Annotated in this window: 19 protein-coding genes, 1 tRNA gene and 1 pseudogene; 6 read left to right on the plus strand and 15 right to left on the minus strand. The window is 67.7% G+C overall.

Annotated elements, in window-relative coordinates; translation table 11 throughout:
• Nucleotides 1–49 precede the first annotated feature (49 nt).
• Nucleotides 50–1,093 (minus strand): TRAP transporter substrate-binding protein DctP, encoded by a 1,044-nt coding sequence (gene dctP, locus WA983_RS09435; RefSeq protein WP_424251635.1) that lies wholly within the window; start codon nt 1,091–1,093, stop codon nt 50–52.
• A gap of 204 nt (nt 1,094–1,297) precedes the next feature.
• On the opposite strand from dctP, the gene WA983_RS09440 reads away from it, so the two are divergent.
• Nucleotides 1,298–2,656 carry a PLP-dependent aminotransferase family protein gene (locus tag WA983_RS09440; RefSeq protein WP_424251636.1) on the plus strand — a complete coding sequence of 453 codons (1,359 nt, stop codon included), beginning with the start codon at nt 1,298–1,300 and terminating at the stop codon, nt 2,654–2,656.
• Nucleotides 2,657–2,754: 98 nt separating this feature from the next.
• Complete coding sequence (locus tag WA983_RS09445) at nt 2,755–3,897, plus strand: PQQ-dependent sugar dehydrogenase (protein WP_424251638.1); 1,143 nt, start codon at nt 2,755–2,757, stop codon at nt 3,895–3,897.
• Nucleotides 3,898–4,052: 155 nt separating this feature from the next.
• On the opposite strand, the gene WA983_RS09450 is transcribed toward WA983_RS09445, so the two are convergent.
• Nucleotides 4,053–4,129 (minus strand) — tRNA-Pro (locus WA983_RS09450).
• A gap of 114 nt (nt 4,130–4,243) precedes the next feature.
• On the minus strand, nt 4,244–5,209 hold the full coding sequence (ispB, locus tag WA983_RS09455; protein WP_424251640.1) for an octaprenyl diphosphate synthase: 966 nt from the start codon (nt 5,207–5,209) through the stop codon (nt 4,244–4,246).
• A 113-nt stretch (nt 5,210–5,322) separates the two neighbouring features.
• Between ispB and WA983_RS09460 the strand changes: the two genes are divergently transcribed.
• Together WA983_RS09460 and WA983_RS09465 are read left to right on the plus strand one after the other, a co-directional pair.
• Nucleotides 5,323–6,162 (plus strand): ATP-binding protein, encoded by an 840-nt coding sequence (locus WA983_RS09460; protein ID WP_424251646.1) that lies wholly within the window; start codon nt 5,323–5,325, stop codon nt 6,160–6,162.
• Nucleotides 6,155–7,165: a Nudix family hydrolase gene (locus WA983_RS09465; protein ID WP_424251642.1), complete on the plus strand. Its 1,011-nt coding sequence runs from the start codon at nt 6,155–6,157 to the stop codon at nt 7,163–7,165. Before WA983_RS09460 ends, WA983_RS09465 begins: the two co-directional genes overlap by 8 nt.
• Here the strand turns inward: WA983_RS09465 and WA983_RS09470 are convergent.
• The 7 genes from WA983_RS09470 to WA983_RS09500 are packed head-to-tail and all read right to left on the minus strand — an operon-like array spanning nt 7,135 to nt 18,293.
• Nucleotides 7,135–8,601 carry an efflux transporter outer membrane subunit gene (locus WA983_RS09470; RefSeq protein ID WP_424311948.1) on the minus strand — a complete coding sequence of 489 codons (1,467 nt, stop codon included), beginning with the start codon at nt 8,599–8,601 and terminating at the stop codon, nt 7,135–7,137. The two genes, WA983_RS09465 and WA983_RS09470, sit on opposite strands and share 31 nt — an antisense overlap.
• Nucleotides 8,594–11,704, minus strand: coding sequence for an efflux RND transporter permease subunit (locus tag WA983_RS09475; protein WP_424251297.1), 3,111 nt, complete (start codon nt 11,702–11,704; stop codon nt 8,594–8,596). The genes WA983_RS09470 and WA983_RS09475 overlap by 8 nt, the downstream gene beginning before the upstream one ends.
• A gap of 1 nt (nt 11,705) precedes the next feature.
• Complete coding sequence (locus tag WA983_RS09480) at nt 11,706–14,846, minus strand: efflux RND transporter permease subunit (RefSeq protein ID WP_424311949.1); 3,141 nt, start codon at nt 14,844–14,846, stop codon at nt 11,706–11,708.
• Nucleotides 14,843–16,120, minus strand: coding sequence for an efflux RND transporter periplasmic adaptor subunit (locus WA983_RS09485; protein ID WP_424311950.1), 1,278 nt, complete (start codon nt 16,118–16,120; stop codon nt 14,843–14,845). The genes WA983_RS09480 and WA983_RS09485 overlap by 4 nt, the downstream gene beginning before the upstream one ends.
• A gap of 9 nt (nt 16,121–16,129) precedes the next feature.
• Nucleotides 16,130–16,882 carry a cell division protein ZapD gene (gene zapD, locus WA983_RS09490; protein ID WP_424249542.1) on the minus strand — a complete coding sequence of 251 codons (753 nt, stop codon included), beginning with the start codon at nt 16,880–16,882 and terminating at the stop codon, nt 16,130–16,132.
• A gap of 12 nt (nt 16,883–16,894) precedes the next feature.
• Nucleotides 16,895–17,527, minus strand: a complete 633-nt coding sequence (gene coaE / locus WA983_RS09495) for a dephospho-CoA kinase (protein ID WP_424311951.1) — start codon at nt 17,525–17,527, stop codon at nt 16,895–16,897.
• Between the two features lie 25 nt (nt 17,528–17,552).
• Complete coding sequence (locus tag WA983_RS09500) at nt 17,553–18,293, minus strand: prepilin peptidase (protein WP_424247357.1); 741 nt, start codon at nt 18,291–18,293, stop codon at nt 17,553–17,555.
• A 70-nt stretch (nt 18,294–18,363) separates the two neighbouring features.
• Between WA983_RS09500 and WA983_RS09505 the strand changes: the two genes are divergently transcribed.
• Nucleotides 18,364–19,053, plus strand: a complete 690-nt coding sequence (locus tag WA983_RS09505; RefSeq protein WP_424311952.1) for a hypothetical protein — start codon at nt 18,364–18,366, stop codon at nt 19,051–19,053.
• Nucleotides 19,054–19,150: 97 nt separating this feature from the next.
• Here WA983_RS09505 and WA983_RS09510 read toward each other — a convergent pair.
• The 4 genes and pseudogenes from WA983_RS09510 to WA983_RS09525 form a co-directional block, all read right to left on the minus strand.
• Nucleotides 19,151–19,402, minus strand: a pseudogene (locus tag WA983_RS09510) (LuxR C-terminal-related transcriptional regulator); the annotation flags it as partial.
• Between the two features lie 85 nt (nt 19,403–19,487).
• Entirely contained in the window at nt 19,488–20,330 is an 843-nt protein-coding gene (panC, locus tag WA983_RS09515) for a pantoate--beta-alanine ligase (RefSeq protein WP_424247353.1), read from the minus strand.
• A gap of 23 nt (nt 20,331–20,353) precedes the next feature.
• Entirely contained in the window at nt 20,354–21,226 is an 873-nt protein-coding gene (locus WA983_RS09520; RefSeq protein ID WP_424247351.1) for a segregation and condensation protein A, read from the minus strand.
• Between the two features lie 9 nt (nt 21,227–21,235).
• On the minus strand, nt 21,236–21,427 hold the full coding sequence (locus tag WA983_RS09525; protein ID WP_424247350.1) for a DUF3460 family protein: 192 nt from the start codon (nt 21,425–21,427) through the stop codon (nt 21,236–21,238).
• Nucleotides 21,428–21,499: 72 nt separating this feature from the next.
• Between WA983_RS09525 and WA983_RS09530 the strand changes: the two genes are divergently transcribed.
• Complete coding sequence (locus WA983_RS09530; protein WP_424247348.1) at nt 21,500–22,927, plus strand: DHA2 family efflux MFS transporter permease subunit; 1,428 nt, start codon at nt 21,500–21,502, stop codon at nt 22,925–22,927.
• A gap of 9 nt (nt 22,928–22,936) precedes the next feature.
• Here the strand turns inward: WA983_RS09530 and WA983_RS09535 are convergent, their stop codons facing one another.
• Nucleotides 22,937–23,719, minus strand: a complete 783-nt coding sequence (locus WA983_RS09535) for a helix-turn-helix transcriptional regulator (protein WP_424311953.1) — start codon at nt 23,717–23,719, stop codon at nt 22,937–22,939.
• Between the last annotated feature and the right edge of the window lie 5 nt (nt 23,720–23,724).

Below are 23,724 nucleotides of genomic sequence, written 5' to 3' on the forward strand. Positions count from 1 at the left end.
ACTGTCATGGCCCGCACAGGGCCATGACAGTGAGGCAGGAACCCCGGAATCAGGCGATCAGGCCCAGCTTTTCCATGAACGCGATCTGGCTGTCCAGAATCTGCGTGGCCAGGGCATCGCCCTTGGTCGCCTTGCGCCAGACCTCGGCTACCTGCTTGCGGGCCTGGCCAACGTCGGCCGGATCCAGCGAACTGACTTCCACCCCTTGCGCCTTGAAGGCGTCGATGGCCTTGCCGTCGGCCACCAGGATGTGCTGGCGCAAGGCGCTGGATACCTCACGAGCCGCTGTTGCCAGGGCAGCCTTGTGCGTCTCGGGCAAGGCCTTGTAGGCCGCCTGATTGGCGACGTAGCTGGTCGCGGTGGTCGGCTGGTGCGGCCCCGGCTGGATGATGTATTTGGCCACTTCCCCCAGGCCCGCTTCCTGATTGGCCGTCAGATCGCCCCGGTCCGCGATGTCGATCACGCCCTTGTCCAGGGCGGAGTAGACGTCCGCAGTCGCCAGCGGCGTCACGGCCACCCCCAGGGCACCCATGACTGCCGAAGCCAGCCCCACGAACCGTCCCTTCTTGTCCTTGAAATCGGCGATGGTCTTGATCGGCACCCTCGAATGGATGGGCTCGGCGCCATAGACGGTGGGCGCCACGTAGAACAGACCCGCCGGCGCATAAGCCTTGCGGGCCAGATCCAGGCCGCCGAGTTCATAGAACCAGGCTTCGTACTGATCGGACTCCGTGAACCCGAACGGAACGGTGCTGGTAAAGGCAAAGCTGGGGATCTTGCCGGCCTCATAGCCGTCGAAGGTCTTCATCATCTGGAAAGCGCCGCCCCGCACGGCGTCAAAAGCCTGGTTGGCGGGCACCAGTTGGCCGGCCGAGAACAGTTCGATCTCGAACTGCCCCCCCGTCAGCTCCGCCACACGCTTGACGAACATTTCCTCGAACTTCTGCGGCGTGGTGCCACCGTCCCACAAGGCCTGCATCCGCCATTTCACCTTGCCCTGCGCGTGCGCCGAGGTCGCGGCCCCGATGCCGACGCCGGCCAGGGAGCCCGCGCCCAGAACCTTGAGTACAGAACGCCGATTGAATGTCGTCATTGTCATCTCCATGAAAGCCGCCACCCCTGTCCCGGGGAGCGGAGAGCGGGCATTCACCCGCTTCATTGATCGTTATCGTGCTGCCCCATCCCGCCGGGCAGGTGAGTCCATGATAGGGAAGTGACGGGTACAATAAAAGGTACAGTTCACACTACTTATTGAAACCGTACCAGATTCTGACCCAAGACACTCCCGGACCGCCCCATGACCCGCATCGAAGCCGTCATCCAGCAGATCCTCCAGGGCATTGCCGCGGGCACCTGGCCGCCGGGCGCGCGCGTCTGGCCCATCCGCACCGCCGCCGCAGAATTGAAGGTCTCGAAAAACACGGTGGCCGAAGCCTACGACCGCATGGTGGCGCTCGGCCAGCTCGAAGCCCGCGTCGGCTCCGGCTACTACGTGCCTCGCACCACCCGGCGCGACCGGCTGCCCAAGGCCCTGTCCGTCGCCCAGGCGGTCGATGCTGCGTCGCTGCTGCGAGAGCAACTGATCCGGCAATACGAAGTCCGCATCGGCGAGGGACGCCCCCCGCACGACTGGGCGGGCAAGGTGGATTTTCATTTGCCGCTCGGTGCGCGTTCCCGATCCAGCGACAATGAAATACATGGCTACGGCAACCCCTGGGGATTCATCCGTCTGAGGGAGTACCTGTCGCGGAACCTGCGCGACCGCCAGATTCACACCGACCTCGACCACATCCTGACGACGATGGGGGCGAACCATGCGCTCGATCTGATCGCACGCCAGTTGCTCGAACCGGGCGATACCGTGCTGGTCGACAGCCCCGGCTACTACCCCCTGTTTGCCAAACTGCACCTCGGGGGGGTGCAGATCGTGGGCGTGCGGCGCCTGATCAACGGCCCCGACGTCGAAGACCTGAACGCCAAGGCCGCCCGGTATCGCCCGAAAATCTTCTTCACCCAGTCACAGGCGCACAATCCCACCGGCAGCGCGCTGACCCTGCCGGTCGGCCACCGTATCCTGCTGGCGGCCGCCCGGCACGACTTTCTGGTCGTGGAAGATGACCCTTTCGCCGACGTCCTGCCGGCCGACGCCCCCCGTCTGGCCAGTCTGGATCAACTGGAACGGGTCATTTACATCGGCACGTTCTCCAAAACCCTGTCAGCCGGGCTGCGGGTCGGCTATCTGGCTTGCAACGCCACACTGGCACGCGCACTGTGCGATTTGAAAATGCTCACCATCGCCAGTTCCGGTGACATCGCAGAGCGGATGCTCTACGAATTCATCGCCTCGGGCCAGTATCTGAAGCATCTCCGGAAGCTGCGCCACCGCATCACCCTGGCGACGGACCAGGCACTCGAAACCTTGCAGGCGCTCGATCTGGAAGTCTTCTGTGAACCCACGGGATGTTTTTATCTCTGGGCATACCTGCGGCCGGGCGATCACGAGGAAAGGCTGGTCCAGGAAGCCTCGGAACGCAACATCTTCATCGCGCCCGGCCGGTTGTTCACGCCCGACCGGCACAGTTCGCGTCCCGCCATGCGTCTGAACATCGCCTACGCGACTCACCCGAAATTCATCGCGTTCATGCGGCAGCGCTGATGGCGCCCCCGGCCCTTCGCCCAGAGAACCGGCCACCTGACGATCACCCGGTCCGATGGGTATAGTGGACCGATGTGCTCCATGAAAGGCGATGCGCGATGAACCGCCCCACTCTCCGGGCCAGACTGATGCTGGCCGCCTTGCTGGCCCTGCCACTCCCCACCGTTCAGGCGGCCCCGGAAAACGCCGGCCCTCTCCCCGTACACGAGGTCACGTCGTTCGCCATCCAGCGGATCGCCGCCTTTGACCGCCCCTGGGCGATCGCCTTCCTGCCTGACGGGCGCCTGATCGTCACCGAAAAGGCCGGCCGCATGCTCCTGGTCACCCAGGCCGGTGCCCAAACAGCCATCGATGGCGTGCCGGCGGTCTACGACCGGGGCCAGAACGGCCTGCTGGATGTGGTGCCCTCACCGGACTTCGAACGGGACCGCCTGCTGTATTTCACCCGCGTGGCGCCCGAGGATGGCGGCGGCGTGCTGATCCTGGCCCGCGCCCGGCTGGAGGAATCCGGCGGTCGCGCACACCTGCGGAATCGGGAGACGCTGTGGCGCCAGCAGCCTGCCAGCCGAGGTGGGCAGCCCGGCGGCATCATCGCCTTTTCGCCTGACGGACGGCACCTGTTCCTGACGGTCGGCGACCGGATGGAGCCTGAAACGGCCCAGGACCCCGATGCCGCCAGAGGCAAGATCCTGCGCATGAACCCGGACGGCTCCACCCCGCCGGACAACCCCATGGCCGGGCAGCCCGGTATCCGCGCGCTGACCTGGAGCACGGGCCACCGCAACCCCTACGGCCTGGCCTTCGCGCCGGACGGCACGTTGTGGGAGCACGAGATGGGACCACGCGGCGGCGATGAACTGAACCGGATCCGGCGCGGCGGCAACTACGGCTGGCCGGAGGTCTCGAACGGGGACCAGTACAGCGGCCGGCCCATCCCCCGGCACGCCACCCGCCCGGAATTCGACGCGCCCAGCCTGTACTGGACCCCGGTCATTGCCCCCGCGGGACTGACGTTCTACCAGGGCGCCGTCTTCCCCGCCTGGCAAGGCTCCGCCCTGATCGGAGGCCTGCGCAGCGAAGGCCTGGTGCGCGTGGTCTTCAAGGCGGACGGCGCCGCCCATCAGGCAGACCGCTGGTCGCTGGGCCGGCGCATCCGCGACGTGGCGGTGGCGCCCGACGGCGCGGTCTGGGTGATCGAGGATGGTGCGGACGCCGGCTTGCTGCGGCTTACGGCGAAATGAGCCGGGCAAGCCTCGCCGCACACGTCCAAAGCCTGCCTCGATACGGGACAGGCTTTTTTAATCAGTGCTTTGCAGTCAGTACAGCCAGAGCACGCTGACAATCGCCCAAAACAAAAAACGCACGGCTGAAAACCGTGCGTTTTTGTCGGAAAAGATGGTCGGGGTGACATGATTCGAACATGCGACTCCTACGTCCCGAACGTAGTACTCTACCAGGCTGAGCTACACCCCGACGGTGCTGCTATGACGAGCCATGGCATCTGATGAACCATGGCGGCCCCGGGATTTACAAAGGCCGATTTACAAAGACCCCTATCCCCGGCGCCTTCCCGTCAACGGGAAGATTTCAACGGTCGCGCTCGACCGCGAAAGCACAGAATTTTAGCAGAGTTTCCCGGTAAACGGAATTCGGGAAGGCGGACAGGGCTTCGCGGGCCAGATCGGCCTCGGCCTGAGCCGCCCGGCGGGTGTAATCCAGCGCATCGGTGGCGTGGATGGCGCGCGCCACGGCCTCGAAATCAGCGTCGCCGGTCTCGATGGCGTTGCGGATCAGACCGCGCTGTTCGGGGGTGCCGGTTTCCAGGACCCGGATCAGCGGCAGGGTGGGCTTGCCTTCGCGCAGGTCATCGCCCACGTTCTTGCCCAGGGCCTGGACGTCGCCGCTGTAGTCCAGCACGTCGTCGATCAACTGGAATGCCGTGCCGATATGGCGGCCGTAGGCGGCCGCAGCGGCCTCCTGTTCGGGCGTGGCGCCGGAAATGATGGCCCCCACCTGTGCGGCGGCCTCGAACAGCTTGGCGGTCTTGTAGCGTACGACCTGCAGGTAGCGGTCCAGCGACACGTCCGGGTCATGCACGTTCAGCAACTGCAGGACCTCGCCTTCGGCGATGATGGTGGTGGCCGCCGACAGCACCGCCATGGCGGCCATGGAGTCGGATTCGACCATCATCTCGAACGAGCGCGAATACAGGTAATCGCCCACCAGCACGCTGGCGGCATTGCCGAATACGGCGTTGGCCGTCTCGCGGCCACGGCGCATGTCGGACTCGTCGACCACGTCGTCGTGCAGCAGGGTGGCGGTGTGGATGAACTCGACCACGGCCGCGAGGCGGTGATGGTTGTCGCCCCGGTAACCCAGTGCGCCGGCCACCAGCAGCACCATGGCCGGGCGCATGCGCTTGCCGCCGGCACCGACGATGTAATCACCGATGGTGCGAATCAGGACGACTTCGGAATCCAGGCGGGTCCGGATGACGGCGTCGACCGACTGCATGTCGGACACGATGGGGGCGAACAATTCTGAGAAATTCAAGACGGACCCGAATACGGATGGGCGCCCGCCGGATGCGGCCGCAAAGAGCCAGATTATACTTTCCGCATCACATTCAGGAGAATTACGTGGCAGACGATCAATTGCAGGCGCTGATGAACCGGGCGATGGGCGTGCTGGCCCAGCTCGAAGCTTGGTTGCCGCCTGCCCCGCCCGCCATCGACTGGACGGCCCATGCCTACCGCTGGCAGCGCCGGGGCCAGCGCGGCTGGCTCGAAGCCGTGCGCCGCATCGCCCCCATCCATCTGGACGACTTGCAGCACGTGGACCGGCAAAAGGCCGTCCTGGAACGCAACACGCTGGCCTTCCTGCACGGCAAGCCGGCCAACAACGTCCTGATGACCGGCGCACGCGGCACGGGCAAAAGCTCGCTGGTCCGCGCACTGCTCGACGCGCACGCGGGCCAGGGCCTGCGTCTGATCGAGATCGACAAGTCCGATCTGGGCGACCTGGGCCAGATCATCGAACTCATCCATGGCCGTCCGGAACGCTATATCGTATTCTGCGACGACCTCTCCTTCGAGGAAGGCGAAGCCGGTTACAAGGCGCTGAAATCCGCACTGGACGGCTCGATCGCCTCGCCGGGGGACAATCTGCTGATCTACGCCACCTCGAACCGGCGCCACCTGATGCCCGAATACATGCACGAAAACCTGGAAGCCCAGCACCAGCCCGACGGCGAGATCCACCCGGGGGAAACAGTCGAGGAAAAGATCTCCCTGTCCGAACGCTTCGGCCTGTGGCTGTCGTTCTACCCCTTCGCCCAGGACGACTACCTGGACATCGTCGGCCACTGGCTGCGGGCCCATGGCTGCGGCGAGGCCCAGATCAAGGACGCCCGCACCGAGGCCTTGCAATGGACACTGGAACGCGGCTCCCGCTCCGGCCGGGTGGCCCGCCAGTTCGCACGTGATTGGGCGGCCCGACATGTCTGAATCCAAACCCTACATCCGCGTGGCCGCAGGCCTGATCATCGACTCCCGGGGCCGGCTGCTGCTGGGCCAGCGCCCCGAAGGCAAGGCCTGGCCCGGCTGGTGGGAATTCCCCGGCGGCAAGATCGAAGCCGGTGAAACCGTCGAACAGGCCCTGGTACGCGAACTGGACGAAGAACTGGGCATCCGCGCCACGCACGTCTATCCCTGGGTCGTGCACGTGCACGAATACCCCAAGACCATCGTCGAATTGGCCTTCTGCCAGGTGACCGCCTGGGAAGGCGAGCCGCACGGCCGCGAGAACCAGGCGCTGGACTGGGTGGACCCCTGGGAAATCCGCCTGGACGAATCCGAACACCCCATCGGCCCGGGCGGCGGTTCGCTGCTGCCGGCCGCCACCCCGCCGCTGCGTTGGTTGCGCCTGCCCACGCGCTACCGCATCAGCCAGATCGGCCATCCCGACCGGCTGGCCGGCTGGCTGGCCGATCTGCGACAGGAACTGCTGAGGGGGCTGCAATTGGTGCAGTTCCGCGAACCGGACTGGCAGGGCGACCCGGCTTCGCTGCGCGAGGCGTTCCTGGCGGTCCTGGCCCTGTGCCGCCAGCAGGGCGCGCGCTGCCTGGTCAACAGCACCCATCCGCCCGCCTGGTGGTCCGAAGCCGATGGCGTGCAACTGCGGGCGGCCGACGCGGCGCGCGTCCTGCAAAACGACACGCGCCCGCCGGGCTGGCTGGGGGTATCGGCCCACACGGCCGAAGACATCGAATGCGCGCGTCAGCTCCAGGCTGATTTCGTGGTGCTGGGTCACGCGCTGGACACGGACAGCCACCCTGGCCTCCCGTCCCTGGGCTGGGACCGGTTCCGCACCCTGGCGGACGCCGCCGGCCGGCCGGTCTTCGCCATCGGCGGCCAGTCGCTGGACACGCTGGACGCCGCGCGCCGGCACGGCGCGCACGGCATCGCCGCGATCCGGGGTCAGTTGGTGGAAATGTCCTCGGCGGAATAAGCGCCGCCCAAGGCGGCGATCAATTGCGTCGTCGCCGTCAGGCGCTGGGCGCGCACGTCCAGCGCGGTCTGCTCGGCGCTCAGTGCGCTGGTCTGGGCCTGGACCACGCTCAGGTAGTCCACCAGGCCTGCCTGGTATTGATTGGTGATCTGACGCAGGGTCTCGCGGGCCGCCGCCAGCGCCCGGTCACGGGCGGCCTGCTCCTCGACCAGCGCCTGCGACTGGACCAGAGCGTCCTCGACCTCGCGCAAGGCATCCAGCACGGTCTTGCGGTAGGCGGCCGCCTGAGCATCGTAAGCCGCGCGGGCGGAGGCCACGGCGGCGGCGCGCGCACCGCCGTCGAACAGACTCAGCGCCAGGGTCGGCCCCAGAGTCCAGAAGCGCGCAGGCGTCATGATCCACGAGGCGAACTCCGCCGCCCGATAACCGCCCTGGGCGCTGAGCGTCAGGTCGGGAAACCAGGCGGCCTGCGCCACGCCGATGCGCGCATTGGCCTGCGCCGCCCGCCGCTCGGCACCTGCCACGTCGGGGCGGCGCAGCAGCAGGGCCGAGGGCACGCCCACCGGCACGTCGGGCACCGCCGGCAGGCTGGCGCCGCCGGACAGCAGAAAGCTCGCCGGCGTCTGGCCCAGCAGCACGGCGATGGCATGGATCTGCTGCTCGCGCTGCCAGCCCAGGCGGATGCGCTGAGCACGGGCCTGGTCCAGTTGCACGGAGGCCGCCGCCACATCGGCCGGCGACGCCACGCCCGCCGCCAGTCGGTTGCGCGTCATCTCCAGCGCGCGTGCATATTCATCCAGTGTGCGGGCCAGCAGCGCGTCCTGCAACTGGCTGGAACGCACCCCGAAATAGGCTTGCGCCAAGGTGGACCGCAGGCTCAGGCGCATGGCGTCCAGGTCGGCGACGCTGGCCTGTTCTCCGGCCCGGGCCGCCTCCACGTCGCGCCGCACACGCCCCCACAGATCGACTTCCCAACTGGCCGTGGCCGACAGGCCGTAGGTGCTGGCGGGATTGCCCGCCTGGGACACGCCCTGCCCCGCCCGGGTCAAGGCCGCCGATGCGCCCAGCGTCGGGAACAGGCCGGCACGCGCCGAATCCAGCGCGGCATGGGCTTGCCGGAACTGGGCTTCGGCCTGGGCCAGATCCAGGTTCCCCTTCTGCATGCGGTCCATCAGATCGTCCAGGACGCCATCCCCAAACAGGGTCCACCAGTCGGCCGGCAGTGCACGCGGCGGGGTATCGGCCGGAATCCAGCGGCCCTCGGGCGCATGCGCGTAGGCTGCCCCGACGTCCTGGGCGGGCCGCTGATAGTCGGGGCCGACGGCACAAGCGGCCAGGGACAAGGCCGCCACCACGCCCAGCAGGCCTCGCACCGCGCGGCGGGCGGACGTCACGGCGCAGCATGCGCCAGGGGGCGGAGACACTCGATCAACCATGAGGGGCAGGTTCCTGTTGCGGCGGAATGGAGGCACGGCGACGGGAGCCACGCAGGCGATCCAGGCTCAGATAGACGACGGGCGTAGTGTAGAGCGTGAGCACCTGGCTGACCAACAGACCGCCGAAGATCGTCAGCCCCAGGGGCTGGCGCATTTCGACCCCCGCCCCTGTCGCCAACAGCAGCGGCAGCGCGCCCAGCATGGCCGACAGCGTCGTCATCAGGATCGGCCGCAGGCGCGCCAGGCAGGCGCGGTAGATGGCCTCGCGCGGGTCCAGGCCCTCGCGGCGCTGCGCCTGCAGGGCGAAATCCACCATCATGATGGCGTTTTTCTTGACGATGCCGATCAGCAGGAACACGCCGATCAGCGCGATCAGGGTGAATTCCATGCCGACCAGCCGCAGGGCCAGCAGCGCGCCGACCCCCGCCGAGGGCAGCGTGGACAGAATGGTGATCGGGTGGATGGTGCTTTCGTACAGCATGCCCAGCACCAGGTACATGGCCACCAGCGCCGCCACCAGCATCCAGGGCTGCTGCGCCACCGCGTCGCGCATCATGCCGGCGCTCTGGTCCAGCCCCGCCTGCAGCTCCTGCGTCGGCAGGCTGATGCGCGCCACGGCCTGATCGATGGCCGCCAGCCCCTGATCCAGGGATACGCCGGGCGCCAGACCGAAGGACACCGAATCGGCCGCCAGCAGTCCCTCGTGATTGACCGCGCGCGGCGCGGTGCCCTCGGTGATCCGGGTAAAGGCCGTCAGGGGAACACGCTGACCGGCGGCATTGAGCACCTGCAGCGCCTGCAGAGAATGCAGGTCCTGGGCGTACTGGGGCTGCACCGCCATGACGACGTGATACTGGTTCAGATTGCCATACAGCACGGCCGCCTGCCGCTGGCTGAAGGCATTGTTCAGCACCCCCGCCAGATCGGCCATCTGCACGCCCAGACGCCGGGCTGCATCCCGGTCCACGACCAGTTCCACCCGGCGGCCCTTGTCTTCGACGTCGTCGTCCACGTCCACCAGTTCAGGCAGCGCGGCCAGGGCGTTGCGCACGCGCGGCAGCCATTGGCTCAGCAGCGCAAGGTCGCTGCCCATCAGCACGTACGAATAGGAGCCCGCCCGCGAGGAATGGCCGACGAAAATGTCCTGCTGCGGCACCAGGAACATGCGCGCCCCGGGCGTGTGCTCGAAGCGGGGCCGCAACCGGTTGACCACGTCGTTGGCGCTGGCAGTGCGCTCGCTCAGGGGTTTGAGCTGCACCTGGATGAAACTGGAGTTGCTGCCGCCCCGCCCGCCGGCATAGGCAGTGACGGTATCCACCGCCGGATCGGCCAGGAGCACGCGGCGGAACGCGTCCAGCCGGGTCTGGGTTTCGCCGAAGGACGTCCCCGTGTCGACGCGAAAGAAACCCATCAACTGGCCCGTGTCCTGCTGCGGGAAGAAGCCTTTGGGAATGCTGGCGTACAGGTACACGTTCAGGCCCACCGTGGCCAGCAGGAGCAGCAGGACGAGGCGCCCGTGATCCAGAGACCAGCGCAGCGAGCGCCGGTAGGCGGCCTCGCCCGCCTGGCCGCAGCGGTGCAGCCAGCGCCGCAACAGCCCCTGAGGAGGCGGTTCGTGCACGGCCGGGGCGCGCAGCAGGCGCGCCGCCATGACCGGGGTCAGCGTCACCGACACCAGCAGCGACACGGCGATGGTCACCGACAGGGTCACGGCGAATTCCTTGAACAGCCGCCCCACCAGGCCGCCCACCAGCCACAAGGGGATGAAGACGGCGATCAGCGACAGGCTCATGGCCAGCACGGTGAAGCCGACCTCGGTCACACCGCGCAGGGCGGCACGCGCCGGCCGCATGCCGCGTTCGATGTGGCGCATGATGTTTTCCAGCACCACGATGGCGTCGTCCACGACGAAGCCGGTGGCCACGATCAGCGCCATCAGGGAAATCGTGTTCAGGGTGAAGCCGAACCACCACATCAGACTGAACGCACTGACCAGCGAGGCCGGTACGGCGACAGCCGGGATCAGGGCGGCGCGCCAGTTGCCCAGAAAGGCCAGCACCACGGCCACCACCAGCACGACCGACAGCACCAGGGTCAGTTCGGCTTCGAACAGCGAGGCCCGGATGCTGGGCGTGCGGTCCTGGGCCACGGTCAGGCGCACCTGTTCCGGCAGCAGCGCCTGGAAGTCCGGCAGCAAGGCGCGGATGGCGTCCACGGTCTCGATGATGTTGGCGTCGGCCTGACGGCGGATGATCAGCAGCACGGCGGAACGATCGTTGAAATAGCCGACCTGGTTGGTGTCCTCGACCGAATCCTCGATCCGCGCCACGTCGCTCAGCCGCACAGGGCGGCCGTCGCGCCATTCCACGATCAGGGGGGCGTAGTCGGCGGCCTTGCGCAATTGCCAATCGGAATGAATCTGCCACTGGGTATCGTCGAGCCGGACCAGTCCGCCGGGACGCAGCGTATTCACGTCCTGCAACACTTGGCGCACACGATCCAGAGAGATCCCCATGGACTCCAGGGCCCGCGGGTTCACCAGCACGCGCACGGCCGGCAGCGAACTGCCCCCCACCGTCACCTGCCCCACTCCGGCCACTTGCGACAGCTTCTGCGACAGCACGGTGGAGGCCAGATCGTAGAGCTCGCCGCGCGTCGCGGTGTCCGAAGTCAGCGCCAGCGTCATGACGGGCGAAGACGAGGAATTCACCTTGCGGTAGGTCGGATTGTTGCGCATGCCCGAGGGCAGCATGGGCCGCGCGGCATTGATGGCCGCCTGGACGTCGCGCGCGGCGCTGTTGATGTCGCGGTCCAGCTCGAACATCAGCGAAATAGCGGTCTGGCCCTCGCTGCTGCGCGAACTCATGCTGTCGAGCCCGGCGATCGCGCCCAGAGACTGCTCCAGCGGCATGGCCACGCTGGAGGCCATGGTCTCGGGGCTGGCCCCCGGCAGCGAGGCCGACACCGAGATCATCGGGAAATCCACCTGCGGCAGCGGCGCCACCGGCAGGAAACGCAGCGCCAGCACCCCGGCCAGGACCAGCGCCAGGCACAGCAGGGACGTGCCCACCGGCCGGCGCAGGAACAAGGCGAAGAAACGCATGTCAGCCGCCCGCCGCCCGGCGGTGGCCCAGGCGTTCGAACAGCAGATAGATCACCGGGGTGGTGAACAGCGTCAGCACCTGGCTGCACAGCAGCCCTCCGACCATGGCCAGGCCCAGCGGCTGGCGCAGTTCAGCCCCCGACCCGGACGCCAGCATCAGCGGAATGGCGCTGAAAAAGGCCGCCAAAGTCGTCATCAGGATGGGCCGGAAGCGCAGCAAGGCGGCCTCGTGGATCGCCGCCTGCGGCCCCAGACCCCGTTCACGCTGGGCATCCAGCGCGAAATCGATCATCAGGATGGCGTTTTTCTTGACGATCCCGATCAGCAGGATGATGCCGATCACGCCGATCATGTCCAGTTCCGCCCCGCCCAGCCACAGCGCCAGCAGCGCCCCGATGGCCGCCGAGGGCAGCGTGGACAGAATGGTGACCGGATGGATCAGGCTTTCGTACAACACCCCCAGCACGATGTACATGGTCACCACGGCCGCCAGCAGCAGCCACAGCGTGCTGGACAGCGAGGCCTGGAAGGCCTGGGCCGCGCCCTGGAAACGGGCCTCGACCGACGCCGGCACACCCAGTGCCGCGCGCGTCGACTCGATGACCTGCACGGCGTCGGACAGGGCGGTGTCCGGCGCCAGGCTGAAGGACACGGTGGCAGCCGGGAACTGGTCCAGCCGCTGCACGGCCAGGGGCGTCAGCCCCGGTTCGAAGCGCGCCACGCTGGACAGCGGCGTGACCCCGCCCGAGGCCGTCGGCACGTGCAGATGCTCCAGGGCCACGGGGCCGCCGTCGAGCAGGTCGGCGCCGGCCTCCAGCACCACCCGGTACTGGGCCGACTGCGTGTAGATCGTGGAAATCAGCCGCTGGCCGAAGGCATCGTACAAGGCGTCGTCGATCGACGCCTGAGTGACGCCCAACCGCGCCGCCGCATCGCGGTCCACCATCACGGCCAGGGCCAGCCCCCGGTCCTGCAAGTCCCCGGCCACGTCGCGCAGTTCCGGCAACTCGCGCAACGCGTCCACCAGCCGGGGCGTCCACAACCCCAGCGCGGCCTCGTCCGGGCTGGACAGCGTCATCTGGAACTGGGCGCGGCTGACCTGGTCCTCGACGGACAGTTCCTGCACCGGCTGCAGCCAGGCCTCCAGGCCCACGACCGGCCGCAGAGCCGCCTGCAGGCGCTCGATCACGACATCCGCCCGCTCACGGCCCTCGGCCAGCGGTTTGAGCGTGATCTGCAGGCGCCCGGTGTTCAGCGTGGCATTGTCGCCATCGATGCCGATGAAGGAAGCCACCGACGCGACCGCCGGGTCGGCCAGCACCCGCTCGACGGCCTGCTGCTGCAGGCGGTGCATGACCTGGAACGAAGCCGACTGCGGCCCCTGGGTGATGGCCTGCACCATGCCCGTGTCCTGCTGCGGAAAGAAACCCTTGGGGATGGCGGCATACAGACCCGCCGTGACCAGCAGCGTCGCCACGACCGCCCACAGGGTCGCCCGCTGGTGCGCCAGCACCCATTGCAGCCCCCGGTCGTAGGCGGTGATCAGCCGCTCCATCCAGCGTTCTTCACGCCGCCCGGATATGCCATCCACCACGTCGCGGCCTGCATGCCGCTCCGATTCGTCAGGCACAGGACAGTCCGCAGTGGACTGTCCTGTGCCCTGTCTCATCCCCAGCATGCGCGCGCACATCATGGGCGTGAGCGTCAGGGAAATCAGCAGCGACAGCAGGATGGCCACGGCCAGGGTGACGGCGAATTCGCGAAACAGCCGCCCGACCACGTCGCCCATGAACAGCAGCGGGATCAGCACCGCGATCAGCGACAGGGTCAGCGACACCAGGGTGAAGCCGATCTGCTTGGCCCCGCGCAGCGCGGCCGCCATCGCAGTCTCGCCTTCCTCGATGTGGCGGGCGATGTTCTCGATCATGACGATGGCGTCGTCCACCACGAAGCCGGTGGCGATCGTCAACGCCATCAGGGTCAGATTGTTGATGCTGAAACCCAGCAGCGCCATCAGGGCGAACGTGCCGACCAGGGACAGCGGCACGACCACGCCGGGAATCAGGGTGGCCCGCCAGGTGCGCAGAAACACGAAGGTCACCGCCACCACCAAGGCGATGGCCAGCAGCATCTCGATCTGCACGTGGGCCACCGAATCGCGGATCGTCTGCGTGCGGTCCGACGCCACCTGCAGGTCCACACCGGTCGGCAGGGTGGCCCGCAGGCCGGGCAGCAGGGCCTGGACGCGGTCCACCACTTCGATCACATTGGCACCCGGCTGGCGCTGGATGTTCAGCAAAATCGCCGGAGTCTGACCGAACCAGGCGGCCTGATCGCGGTTTTCCGCCGCACGGTGCACCTGCGCCACGTCGCCCAGGCGCAGCGGCGCACCGTTCTCGTAGGCCAGGATCAGGCGCTCGTACTCGGCCGGGTCCTTGAGCTGATCATTGACGCTGATGGTGATCGAACGCTGCGGCCCGTCCAGATTGCCCTTGGGCTGGTTGACGTTCGACTGGGTCACGACTTTGCGCACGTCGGCCAGCGTCAGCTTGTGCGCGGCCAGGGCCTGGGGATCGACCTGGATACGCACGGCCGGCCGCTGTCCCCCCGCCACGCTGACCAGCCCGACGCCGCTGATCTGGGACAGCTTTTGCACCACGCGCACCTCGATCAGATCGCGCACCTGGGGCAGCGGCAGCGTGGGGGACATGATCGCCAGCGTCATCACCGGCGCGTCGGCCGGATTGATCTTGCTGTAGATCGGCGGCGAAGGCATGTCCGAAGGCAGCAGGTTCGAGGCCGCGTTGATGGCCGCCTGCACTTCCTGTTCAGCCACGTCCAGCGGCAGGCCCAGGTCGAAGCGCAAAGTGATGCGCGACGAGCCCCCCGAACTGGTGGACAGCATCTGCGACAGGCCCGGCATCTGGCCGAACTGACGCTCCAGCGGCGAAGTCACCAGCGCGGCCATGACGCCCGGCCCGGCCCCTGGATACAGGGTCGTGACCTGGATGGTGGGGAAATCGACCTGGGGCAGCGCCGACACCGGCAGTTCGCGGTAGGCCAGCAAGCCCGCCAACGCCAGCGCGACCATCGCCAGGGTCGTGGCGACCGGCCGCAGAATGAACAGGCGCGACAGGTTCACGAAGCCGGACCCCGGCGCGGCTTCGCCGATCCGGTCGTCGCCTGGGCGGCCGTTGCTGCATCGGCCTTGGCGGCAGGCTGGGCCGGGCTGCCGGCCACACCGCCCGCAGCCTCGGGCGCGACGATCTCCACGTCGCTGCCGTCGCGCAGCCGGTCCGTGCCTTCGACCACCACCGTGTCGCCCGCCTGCAGCCCGGATTCGATCACCACCCGCTCGCTGTCATCGACCCCGGTCACGACCGGCACGACCCGGGCCTTGTTTTCGGCATCCACCCGATAGACGTATTCGCCCTGCGAGCCGCGCTGCACCGCCCGCAGGGGCAGCGTCACCCCCTCCTGCGTGCCCAGGCGCAGGCGGACCTGGACGAACTGGTTGGGAAACAGCGATTCGTCGGCGTTGTCGAAGCGGGCCTTGAGCTGGACGGTGCCGGTCGCCACGTCGATCTGATTGTCCACCGCCACCAAGGCCCCGCTGGCCAGCGCCGTCCCGGCGGCGTCGCTGAACAGACGCGTCTGCAGGCCCGGCGTGGCGCGGCGCGCTTCCAGCAAAGCCTGCAACCGTGTCTGGGGAATGGAGAAGATCACGTCGATCGGCCGGCTCTGCGTCAACACCACCAGACCGTCGGTGTCCGACGCCCGGATCATATTGCCCACATCGACCTTGCGCAGACCCAGGCGGCCGTCGACGGGAGCGCGGATCTCGGTGTAGCCGAGCTGCAGGCGGGCATTGTCCACGGTTGCCTGATCCGATTTCGCCTGCCCCTGCAGTTCGCGCACCTGAGCGCGGGCGGCCTCCAGTTGCTGGCGCGCCACCGAATTCTGCTTGAACAATTGCTCGTACCGTGCCAGGTCGCGGCGCGCCTGATCCAGTTGGGCCGCATGCTGCATCTGCTGGCCCAGGGCCTGATCCAGTTGGACGCGGAAGGGCTGGGGATCGATCACCGCCAGCACCTCATCGGCCTGCACCGCCTGACCATCGGCAAAATTCACCGATTGCAGCGGACCGTCCACACGCGCACGAATGGTGACGGTCGCCAGCGGCGTCACGGTGCCCAGCGCCCGCAGGGTGCGGTCGATCCGGCCAGGCGCAGCCTGGGCGACGGATACCGGCGTCGCCTGACCGCCCATCCGGAAACCCCGCCCACCGGGACCACCCGGACCATTGGCGGCGCCCGGCCAGAAGTACCACAGGGCGAACACCATCAGCCCGCAGGCCGCCGCCCACACCAGAATCCTGCGGCGCGTCCGTCGGGGTCGCGTCGTTGTGTTGGTCATGATGGGGTCCTACAGATTGCAGCGGGCCAGGCGGAACGCCACGTCGCGGTTGACCGGCTGGGGCTTGATTGTGTTGTCCTGGGCGGAGAACCGGACCCAGATGACGTATTTGTTGGCGCTGACTTCCGGAAAGATGCCCAGGGACGGATCGACCCAGACGCGCAGCAGCTGGAAGGACTTGCCGCCCAGCATTTCCTGATAGGCCCCCTGGCTGGCCAACTGGTCGCGGGCATCACCGGCATCGCGCAGCAGATGCAGGATCAGTGCCATGGCCCGATGCAGCGGCATCAACGGCTCGATCCAGCCACGCAGATCGGCGGTCCGCGCATCGGCCGGCTTCAACTGCCAGGAGTAATAAGAAGGCATGTCCACGGGCGAGGATCCACCCGGCACCGTGATCCGGCCGCGCAGGCTGGCAAGCCATTCGTTGTCGCGCAGGCACTGGCCGATGCGGCCCTGGCCGGCGAGCGCGGCGGACACGGACTGGATTTCCGCCAGGAGCTTGTCCAGCGTGACGCCGTCGACACCGGGATGTTCGCGCAAGGCCGACAGGGCCGAACGATGACGATCCATGTCCTGGAGCACGGCCGTACGGACGTCGGCGCGTTCGCAAATGTCCAGCAGATCGAACAGCGTGGTCATGGCGATCTGGTGGCAATGGGCGTCTTCGCCCTGCGCGAAGAAAAACAGACGATCGAACAGGTATTCGACCCTCAGCAGGGTGCGTACACGTTCATTGCAGGGATACTCGTACAGAATCACGCGCAAAAGACCCTATCCATGAGTGGTGCGCCCATCCGCCGGACGGGAAGCGCGGTCGTACCAGGCCTGGTGAAGCTGGAGCACGCGGCGGTGCAGCGTGTCCAGATCAGTCGAGTCATCATTGACGATGATGTCGTCGGCTGCCGCCAAGCGATCCGCCCTGGACGCTTGAGCGGACATAATACGCTCAATGGTCTCGCGCGTCAGCCCGCTGCGTGCCTGGACCCGGCGCACCTGGGTCTCGGGATCGCAGTCGACCACGCAAATGCGGTCCACCCGTTCGCGCCAGCGGCCGGACTCGACCAGCAAAGGCACGACGAACACCTGATAGTCTCCCCGGGCCTGTGCCGCCTGATCGCGCACCGCCCGGTCGATCAAAGGGTGGAGCACGGATTCCAGTTGCCGCCGCGCCGCCGGATCGCCAAAGGCACGCGCGCGCATCCAGGCCCGGTCCAGGGCGCCGTCCGGCCCGATCGCCTCGGCGCCGAAGGCCGCCCGCAGCGGCTCGATCGCGGCACCGCCCGACGCGGTAAGCGCGTGCGCAATCTGGTCGGTATCGATGACCGCCGCACCCCACTCGGCCAGCCAGTCGGCCACCTGGGACTTGCCCGAGCCGATGCCCCCGGTCAGGCCGATGGAAAACATGGCATTCCCCGCAATCAATGTGGAATCACGACTGTACCGCACCTGCGGCGCACATCCATGCCAGCAGCCATGCACCGGCTGCCAGCGCAATGCAGGGGCCGAAGGGATAGGACCGGTGCCAGCCGCCGCGCCGGACGAGCGCCCAGGCCAGCCCCAGCACGCAGGCCAGCCAGAGGATGCCGGTCATGGCTTCCCATCCCAGCCAGCCCGCCAACGCGGCCAGACACTTCACGTCGCCGCCGCCAAAACCATCCCGCCCACGCACACGGCAATACAGCCACGCCAGACTGGCCAGGCCCGCCCAGACTAGGGCGGACGCGCCGGCGGCAGCGACAACGCCCTGAGCGCCCCACAGCCAGCCGGCCGCCATCAGCGGCAGGGTCAGTGCATCCGGCAGCAAGCCGCTGCGCGCATCGATCCAGGCCAGCGCGGCGAGCGCAAGAATCAGCGGCACGAACCCGGCACCGCCATCCGAGGCCAGCACACCGGCCGCTGATCCCAGCAGCGCCGCCGTCGCTCCGTCCCGAGCCGGCTGCCAGGGCCAAAACGGCGCGTCGGCCAACGAGACCCACAGCGTGCGCGCCGTGGGCGGCGCACCCGCATCCAGACGATCCGCATAGTTCCGGGCCCAGCGACCCAGCACAAGGCCCACGCACACGCCCGCCGCCACGGCCAGCCCGACGGCATTCCAGTCGACAGAGCCCCTCGCCCCGGCGACCGGAAGCGCCAACCGCCGGAACAGATCTGCGGCGCCCACGGCCATCATCCCGCATCCCATCGCCAAGCCCCCCGCAAATGCGTAGAATGGCGGCTTCACGATCCTGTTCGCTCCGACCATGCCGCGCGTCCTTTCCCACACGATTCCCCGCCTGTTCAGCCTGGGGCTGCTGGCCCTGCTGGCCGCTTGCGCCCAGCAGCGCGAACCCGGCTTCTACGACGTCGCACGCGGCGATACGGTGTCCGACGCCCGGCACCGCGCCCAGGGCGATGCCGGCACGGTCGCGCCTGCACAGTTGCAATTTGGATTTGGCGCCGACAGCCAGAAGAAACCGGCATCGGATTCCAGCGCCGCCCAGCCAGCCGGCCCCGGCACATCGGATGCCGCCGGGCAGGCTGCTCACCCGGCCAGCATGGGGAAGCAGATCCCCCAGGAGTTGACCGAAACCCGCACCTATCTGGGCACCATCGCCTGCCCCGCCGGACAGCAGGCCTGCCCGCCGCGCCGCATGACCCTGACCCTCGCGCCGGACGGCCAGTGGCGCGCGCGCAGCACGCCGCTGGACGGCACGGCCGCCACAACGTCGATGGGTTGCTGGAATCTGATTTCGACCGCGCCGACCGGCATCGTGCTGCAGACCGGCGATCAGGCCCGCGCCACGCTGGAATTCATCCAGTCCAACGTCTTGCGCCTGACACGACTGGACGGCCGGGCCCCCTTGCTGGAATCCCGGCTGACCCGCCAGGCGGATATCGACCCCATCCAGGAGTTGGCTGGGAAGCCGGCTCAAGCCTGCAACATGCAATAAGCCCGGGCGCCAAGGCGGCCCCGGCAGCAGACGGGCCGGGATTGCCTGCGCCGGCGCCCGGCTTGTGCGGGCGACTGGACAGGCAATACAGAGTCAGTTCGACCACATTGCGCACGCGTAATTTCCGGAAGATCCGTGCCCGATGGGCTTCGACCGTGCGCTCCGTGACCCCGAGTTCGACGGCAATGTATTTATTGGACCGACCGCATGTGAGGTAGTCCGTCACTTCCTGTTCCCGGACTGTCAGGCAGCCCAGCGGCGTTTCGCCAACGCCCGGGTATTCTCGGATCGAATCGCTGTACTGCATGAGGGCTCCCCCTGTATCTTTTGATTTAAGGGGATTCTGCATGACCCCGTCAGGGGCCGCACCTGTCAACTCTGACAGTTTGCCGCACCGCCGCGAAATCCACGCCCGGGCACCTGCGGCAGCAGGGCTAGAACTCCAGATTGTCGATCAGCCGCGTCACGCCCAGACGGGCGGCCGCCAGCACGACCAGAGGCTCGCCGTCGTGGATTTCCTGAACGGTGGGGGGCAGCAGATCGCGCTGGCGGCGCACGGCAACGTAATCGGGATCCCAGCCACGCTCGCGCAGAGTCCGCATGGCCTGGCCTTCCGCCGTGGCGGCATCCGCACCGTCAGTCCGGATCTGGTCGCGCACCCGCTGCAGCAAGCCATACAGATTGGGGGCCTCGGCCCGCTCCTGCACGCTCAGGTACCGGTTGCGCGAGGACATCGCCAGGCCATCGGGATCGCGCACGGTCTCGTGGGCGAGGATCTCGACGGGCAACTGGAACTGGCGGCACATGGCGCGCACCACCATCAGTTGCTGGTAGTCTTTTTTGCCGAATACGGCCACGCGCGGCTGGACACAGGAAAACAGCTTCAACACCACCGTGCTGACGCCCATGAAGAAGTCGGGCCGGAATTCGCCCTCCAGGATCTTGCCCAGGGATTCACTGGGCTGGATGCGGAAATTCTGCGGCTCGGGGTACAGCTCGCGCTCATCGGGCGCGAACAGCACGTAGACGTCGCGCTCGGCTTCGAGCTTGGCGATGTCCTCGGCCAGGGTGCGGGGATAGCGGTCAAAGTCCTCGTTCGGACCGAACTGCAGCCGATTGACGAAAATGCTGGCGACCACCGGGTCGCCGTGCTGGCGCGCCAGCCGCATCAGCGACAGGTGAGCGGCATGCAGATTGCCCATGGTGGGCACGAAGGCCACGCGCAATTGGCCGCGTAGCTGATCGCGCAATGCCTCGATGGAATGAACGACTTTCACAGGGGATTCTCCGGCGCGCAGGCTCAGGCCGAGCGCGTATAGGACAGTCTGACGTACAGCGGCGCGTAAGGCGCCGCCTGAGTGATTTCCAACAGGGATTCGCGGGCCAGCTCCAGCAGCGCCAGGAAGTGGACCACGATGACGGCAGCCGGTTCGCCCATGTGGACGCGCTCCAGGAACAGTTCGGTGAACTCCATGAAGCGCACGTCCGACAGACGGCGCAGAATGTGGCTCATGTGGTCGCGCACGGACAGTTGTTCACGGGTGATGCGGTGGCTGGCATTCAGGCGCGCCCGATGCAGGATCGCTGACCAGGCCTCGCGCAGATCATCCGCCGAAACCTCGGGCAGCAGCCGTGCGGCCTCGAAGTCGGCCGTGGCGTGGGCCACCTGAAAGTCGCGCCCCACGCGCGGCATGTCATCCAGTCGCCGGGCCGCCAGCTTCATGCGTTCGTATTCCAGCAGGCGGCGCACCAGTTCGGCACGCGGGTCCTCGGCTTCTGCACCGCTGTCGGACTGGCGCACCGGCAGCAACATGCGCGACTTGATCTCGATCAGCAGCGCCGCCATCAGCAGGTATTCGCCCGCCAGTTCCAGATTCGATTGCCGCACCTGCTCGACATAGGCCAGGTACTGGGCAGTCACCTCGGCCATGGGGATGTCCAGCACGTTGAAATTCTGCTTGCGGATCAGGTAGAGCAGCAGATCCAGCGGCCCTTCGAAGGCTTCCAGGAAGACTTCGAGCGCGTCAGGCGGGATATAGAGATCCTGAGGGATGGCGAACAGCGGCTCGCCGTACAGGCGCGCCAAAGCGACGTGATCGATCACGTCGGGGGTGCTGTCCTCGGCAGGCGCCATCAGGGCGTCCAGCCCGGGATCGGGCGGCCGGGGCGGCATGAGGCCTGGTCAGGCCTTCTGGTAGTAGACGTAGGGATCCTGGGCCACGCGGGCCGCCCGGAAGCCTTCCTGCTGCTCTGTGTTCAGATCCTTGTCCCAGAGACGGGCACGGCCGGCGAACTGGCGCTCGTCGGTGCCGGGGTGATCCGATTTGTACTGGTTCAGGAACTGGGTCAGTTCCGAGGTGAAGTTGTTTGCCATAATAGTGCCGTAGCCGATCTCCATGACCGATGGGCCCCAAGTTTACTGCACTCGGCCCGATCCAGTCCGCCCATGCCCGAATCCCCGCCCCGCGCTCCCGCTTCGCCCGCCGCCACGTCCCGAGAGATCCGGATGATCCCTTTCATCGTGGGCTGCGCGCTGTTCATGCAGATGCTCGATTCCACGGTCGTGGCGACCGCCCTGCCCACCATGGCGCTGGAGTTCGGCACCACGGTGGTCCACATGAACGTCACCATCACGTCCTACCTGCTGGCCACGGCGGTGTTCGTGCCCATCAGCGGCTGGGCGGCGGACCGGTTCGGCGCGCGCGCCGTATTTCTGGCGGCCATCGTGCTGTTCACGCTCAGTTCGGTCGCCTGCGCGGTCAGCGGCACCCTGCCCCAACTGGTGACCGCCCGGGTCGTGCAGGGCGCCGCCGGCGCCATGATGGTGCCGGTCGGGCGCATCATCCTGCTGCGCCGCGTCCCCAAGGCGGAACTGCTCAAGGCCATGGCCTTTCTGACCATCCCTGCCCTGTTGGGACCCGTCATCGGCCCGCCGGTCGGCGGTTTCCTGGTCACCTACGCGTCCTGGCACTGGATCTTCCTGATCAATATTCCCGTGGGCGCCCTGGGCATCGTCATGGTGCGGCGCTGGATCGCCCGTGACGTGCCCGACAGCCGGCCCCGGCTGGACACCGTGGGCTTTCTGCTCAGCGGCGGTGCCATGGCGGCCCTGATGACCGGCCTGGAGGCTGCCGGCCACGGCAGTCTGGGCGTCTGGCCGACGCTGGGCCTGCTGGCCCTGGGCCTGGGCTGTGGCGTCCTGTACATCCGCCATGCCCGCCATGTCACCTATCCCATCCTCGACCTGAGCCTGCTGCGCGTCCAGACCTTCGCCGTGTCCGTGCTGGGCGGCAATCTGTGCCGCTTCTCGATCGGCGCCTCACCCTTTCTGCTGGCCATTCTGCTGCAGGTGGGCTTCGGCCTGTCGGCGTTTTCGGCCGGGATGATCACCTTTACCTCGGCCGCCGGAGCGATGCTGATGAAACTGGCGGCCACGCCCATCGTGCGCCGCTTCGGCTTTCGCCGCGTGCTGGTCGCCAACGCACTGATCGCGGCGGCCTTCATCGCGGCCTGCGCCCTGTTCCAGAAAGACACGCCGGTCTGGGCCATGGTGGCGGTTCTGCTGACCGGAGGCTTCTTCCGTTCGCTGCAGTTCACCGCCGTCAACGCCCTGACCTACGCCGACCTGGATTCCGCCCAGATGAGCCGCGCCAGCAGCTTCTCCGCCACGGCTCAGCAACTGGGCATCAGCCTGGGGGTTGCCTGCGCGGCGATGACGTTGAATCTCAGCATGACCTTGCGCGGCGGCGTCGAGGCCGACCGCATCGACGTGATGTGGGGCTTTGCGATCATCGCCCTGATCGTGGCTGCCTCGGCGCTGTCCTTCCGGCGCCTGCCGGCGCGTGCGGGCAACCAGTTGCGGGCCCGGAGCTGAGCGACCGGCCTAGTCGTCCAGCAGCATCACCAGCTTGCAGTCCGGCCGGATCGCCAGGCGGAAGGTGAACTGCCGGAAACGCAGCCGCCCATCCGCCGGGTGCTGGAATTCGCGCAGACCGCCTTCCCGGTCCACCACGACCTGGCGCGTCCAGGCCCGGGCGAACAAGGGGCTGCCGGCCTGCAATTCGGCGACCAGGGCCTCGATGCCCGATTCGCCCGCCAACGCCGCCACGTCGGCGCGGAATTCAGCCACCACCCGGCTGGCGCGCTCTTCCCAATCCACCACCAGCGTGCGCGCGGCCGGGTCCAGGAAGATGTAGCGCAGCAGATTGGGCTGACCCCGCGCGGGCCAGCCGTCGAAAACCCGCAACAAGGCGGCATTGCAGGCCAGTACGTTCCAGGACTGATCCAGCACGTAGGCGGGGCAGCGGATGCTGTCGACGCAATCCTGCAGGCCATCCGGCAGGGCGATCGCGTCCAGGCGGCCGGCCTCCGGGTCGGCGCATTCGGCCAGGCTGAACAAATAGTGCCGCTCGGCGCGTGCCAGCCGCAGGGCCTCGGCCAGGCGGCTCCAGACGTCCACGGACACGGACACCTCGCGTCCCTGTTCGATCCAGGTGTACCAGGTGGTGCTGATGCCGCACAACTGGGCGATTTCCTCACGCCGCAGGCCTGGCGTGCGGCGACGGACGCCGGGGGGCAGGCCGTGATCGGCGGGCGCGACGCGCGCCCGGGCACTGCGCAAAAAGGCGCCCAGCTCCCGGCGCCGCGCCGCGTCATCGCGCGGCATCGCCG

It is taken from the genome of Castellaniella sp. (assembly GCF_049650445.1).
Classification (GTDB): domain Bacteria; phylum Pseudomonadota; class Gammaproteobacteria; order Burkholderiales; family Burkholderiaceae_B; genus Castellaniella.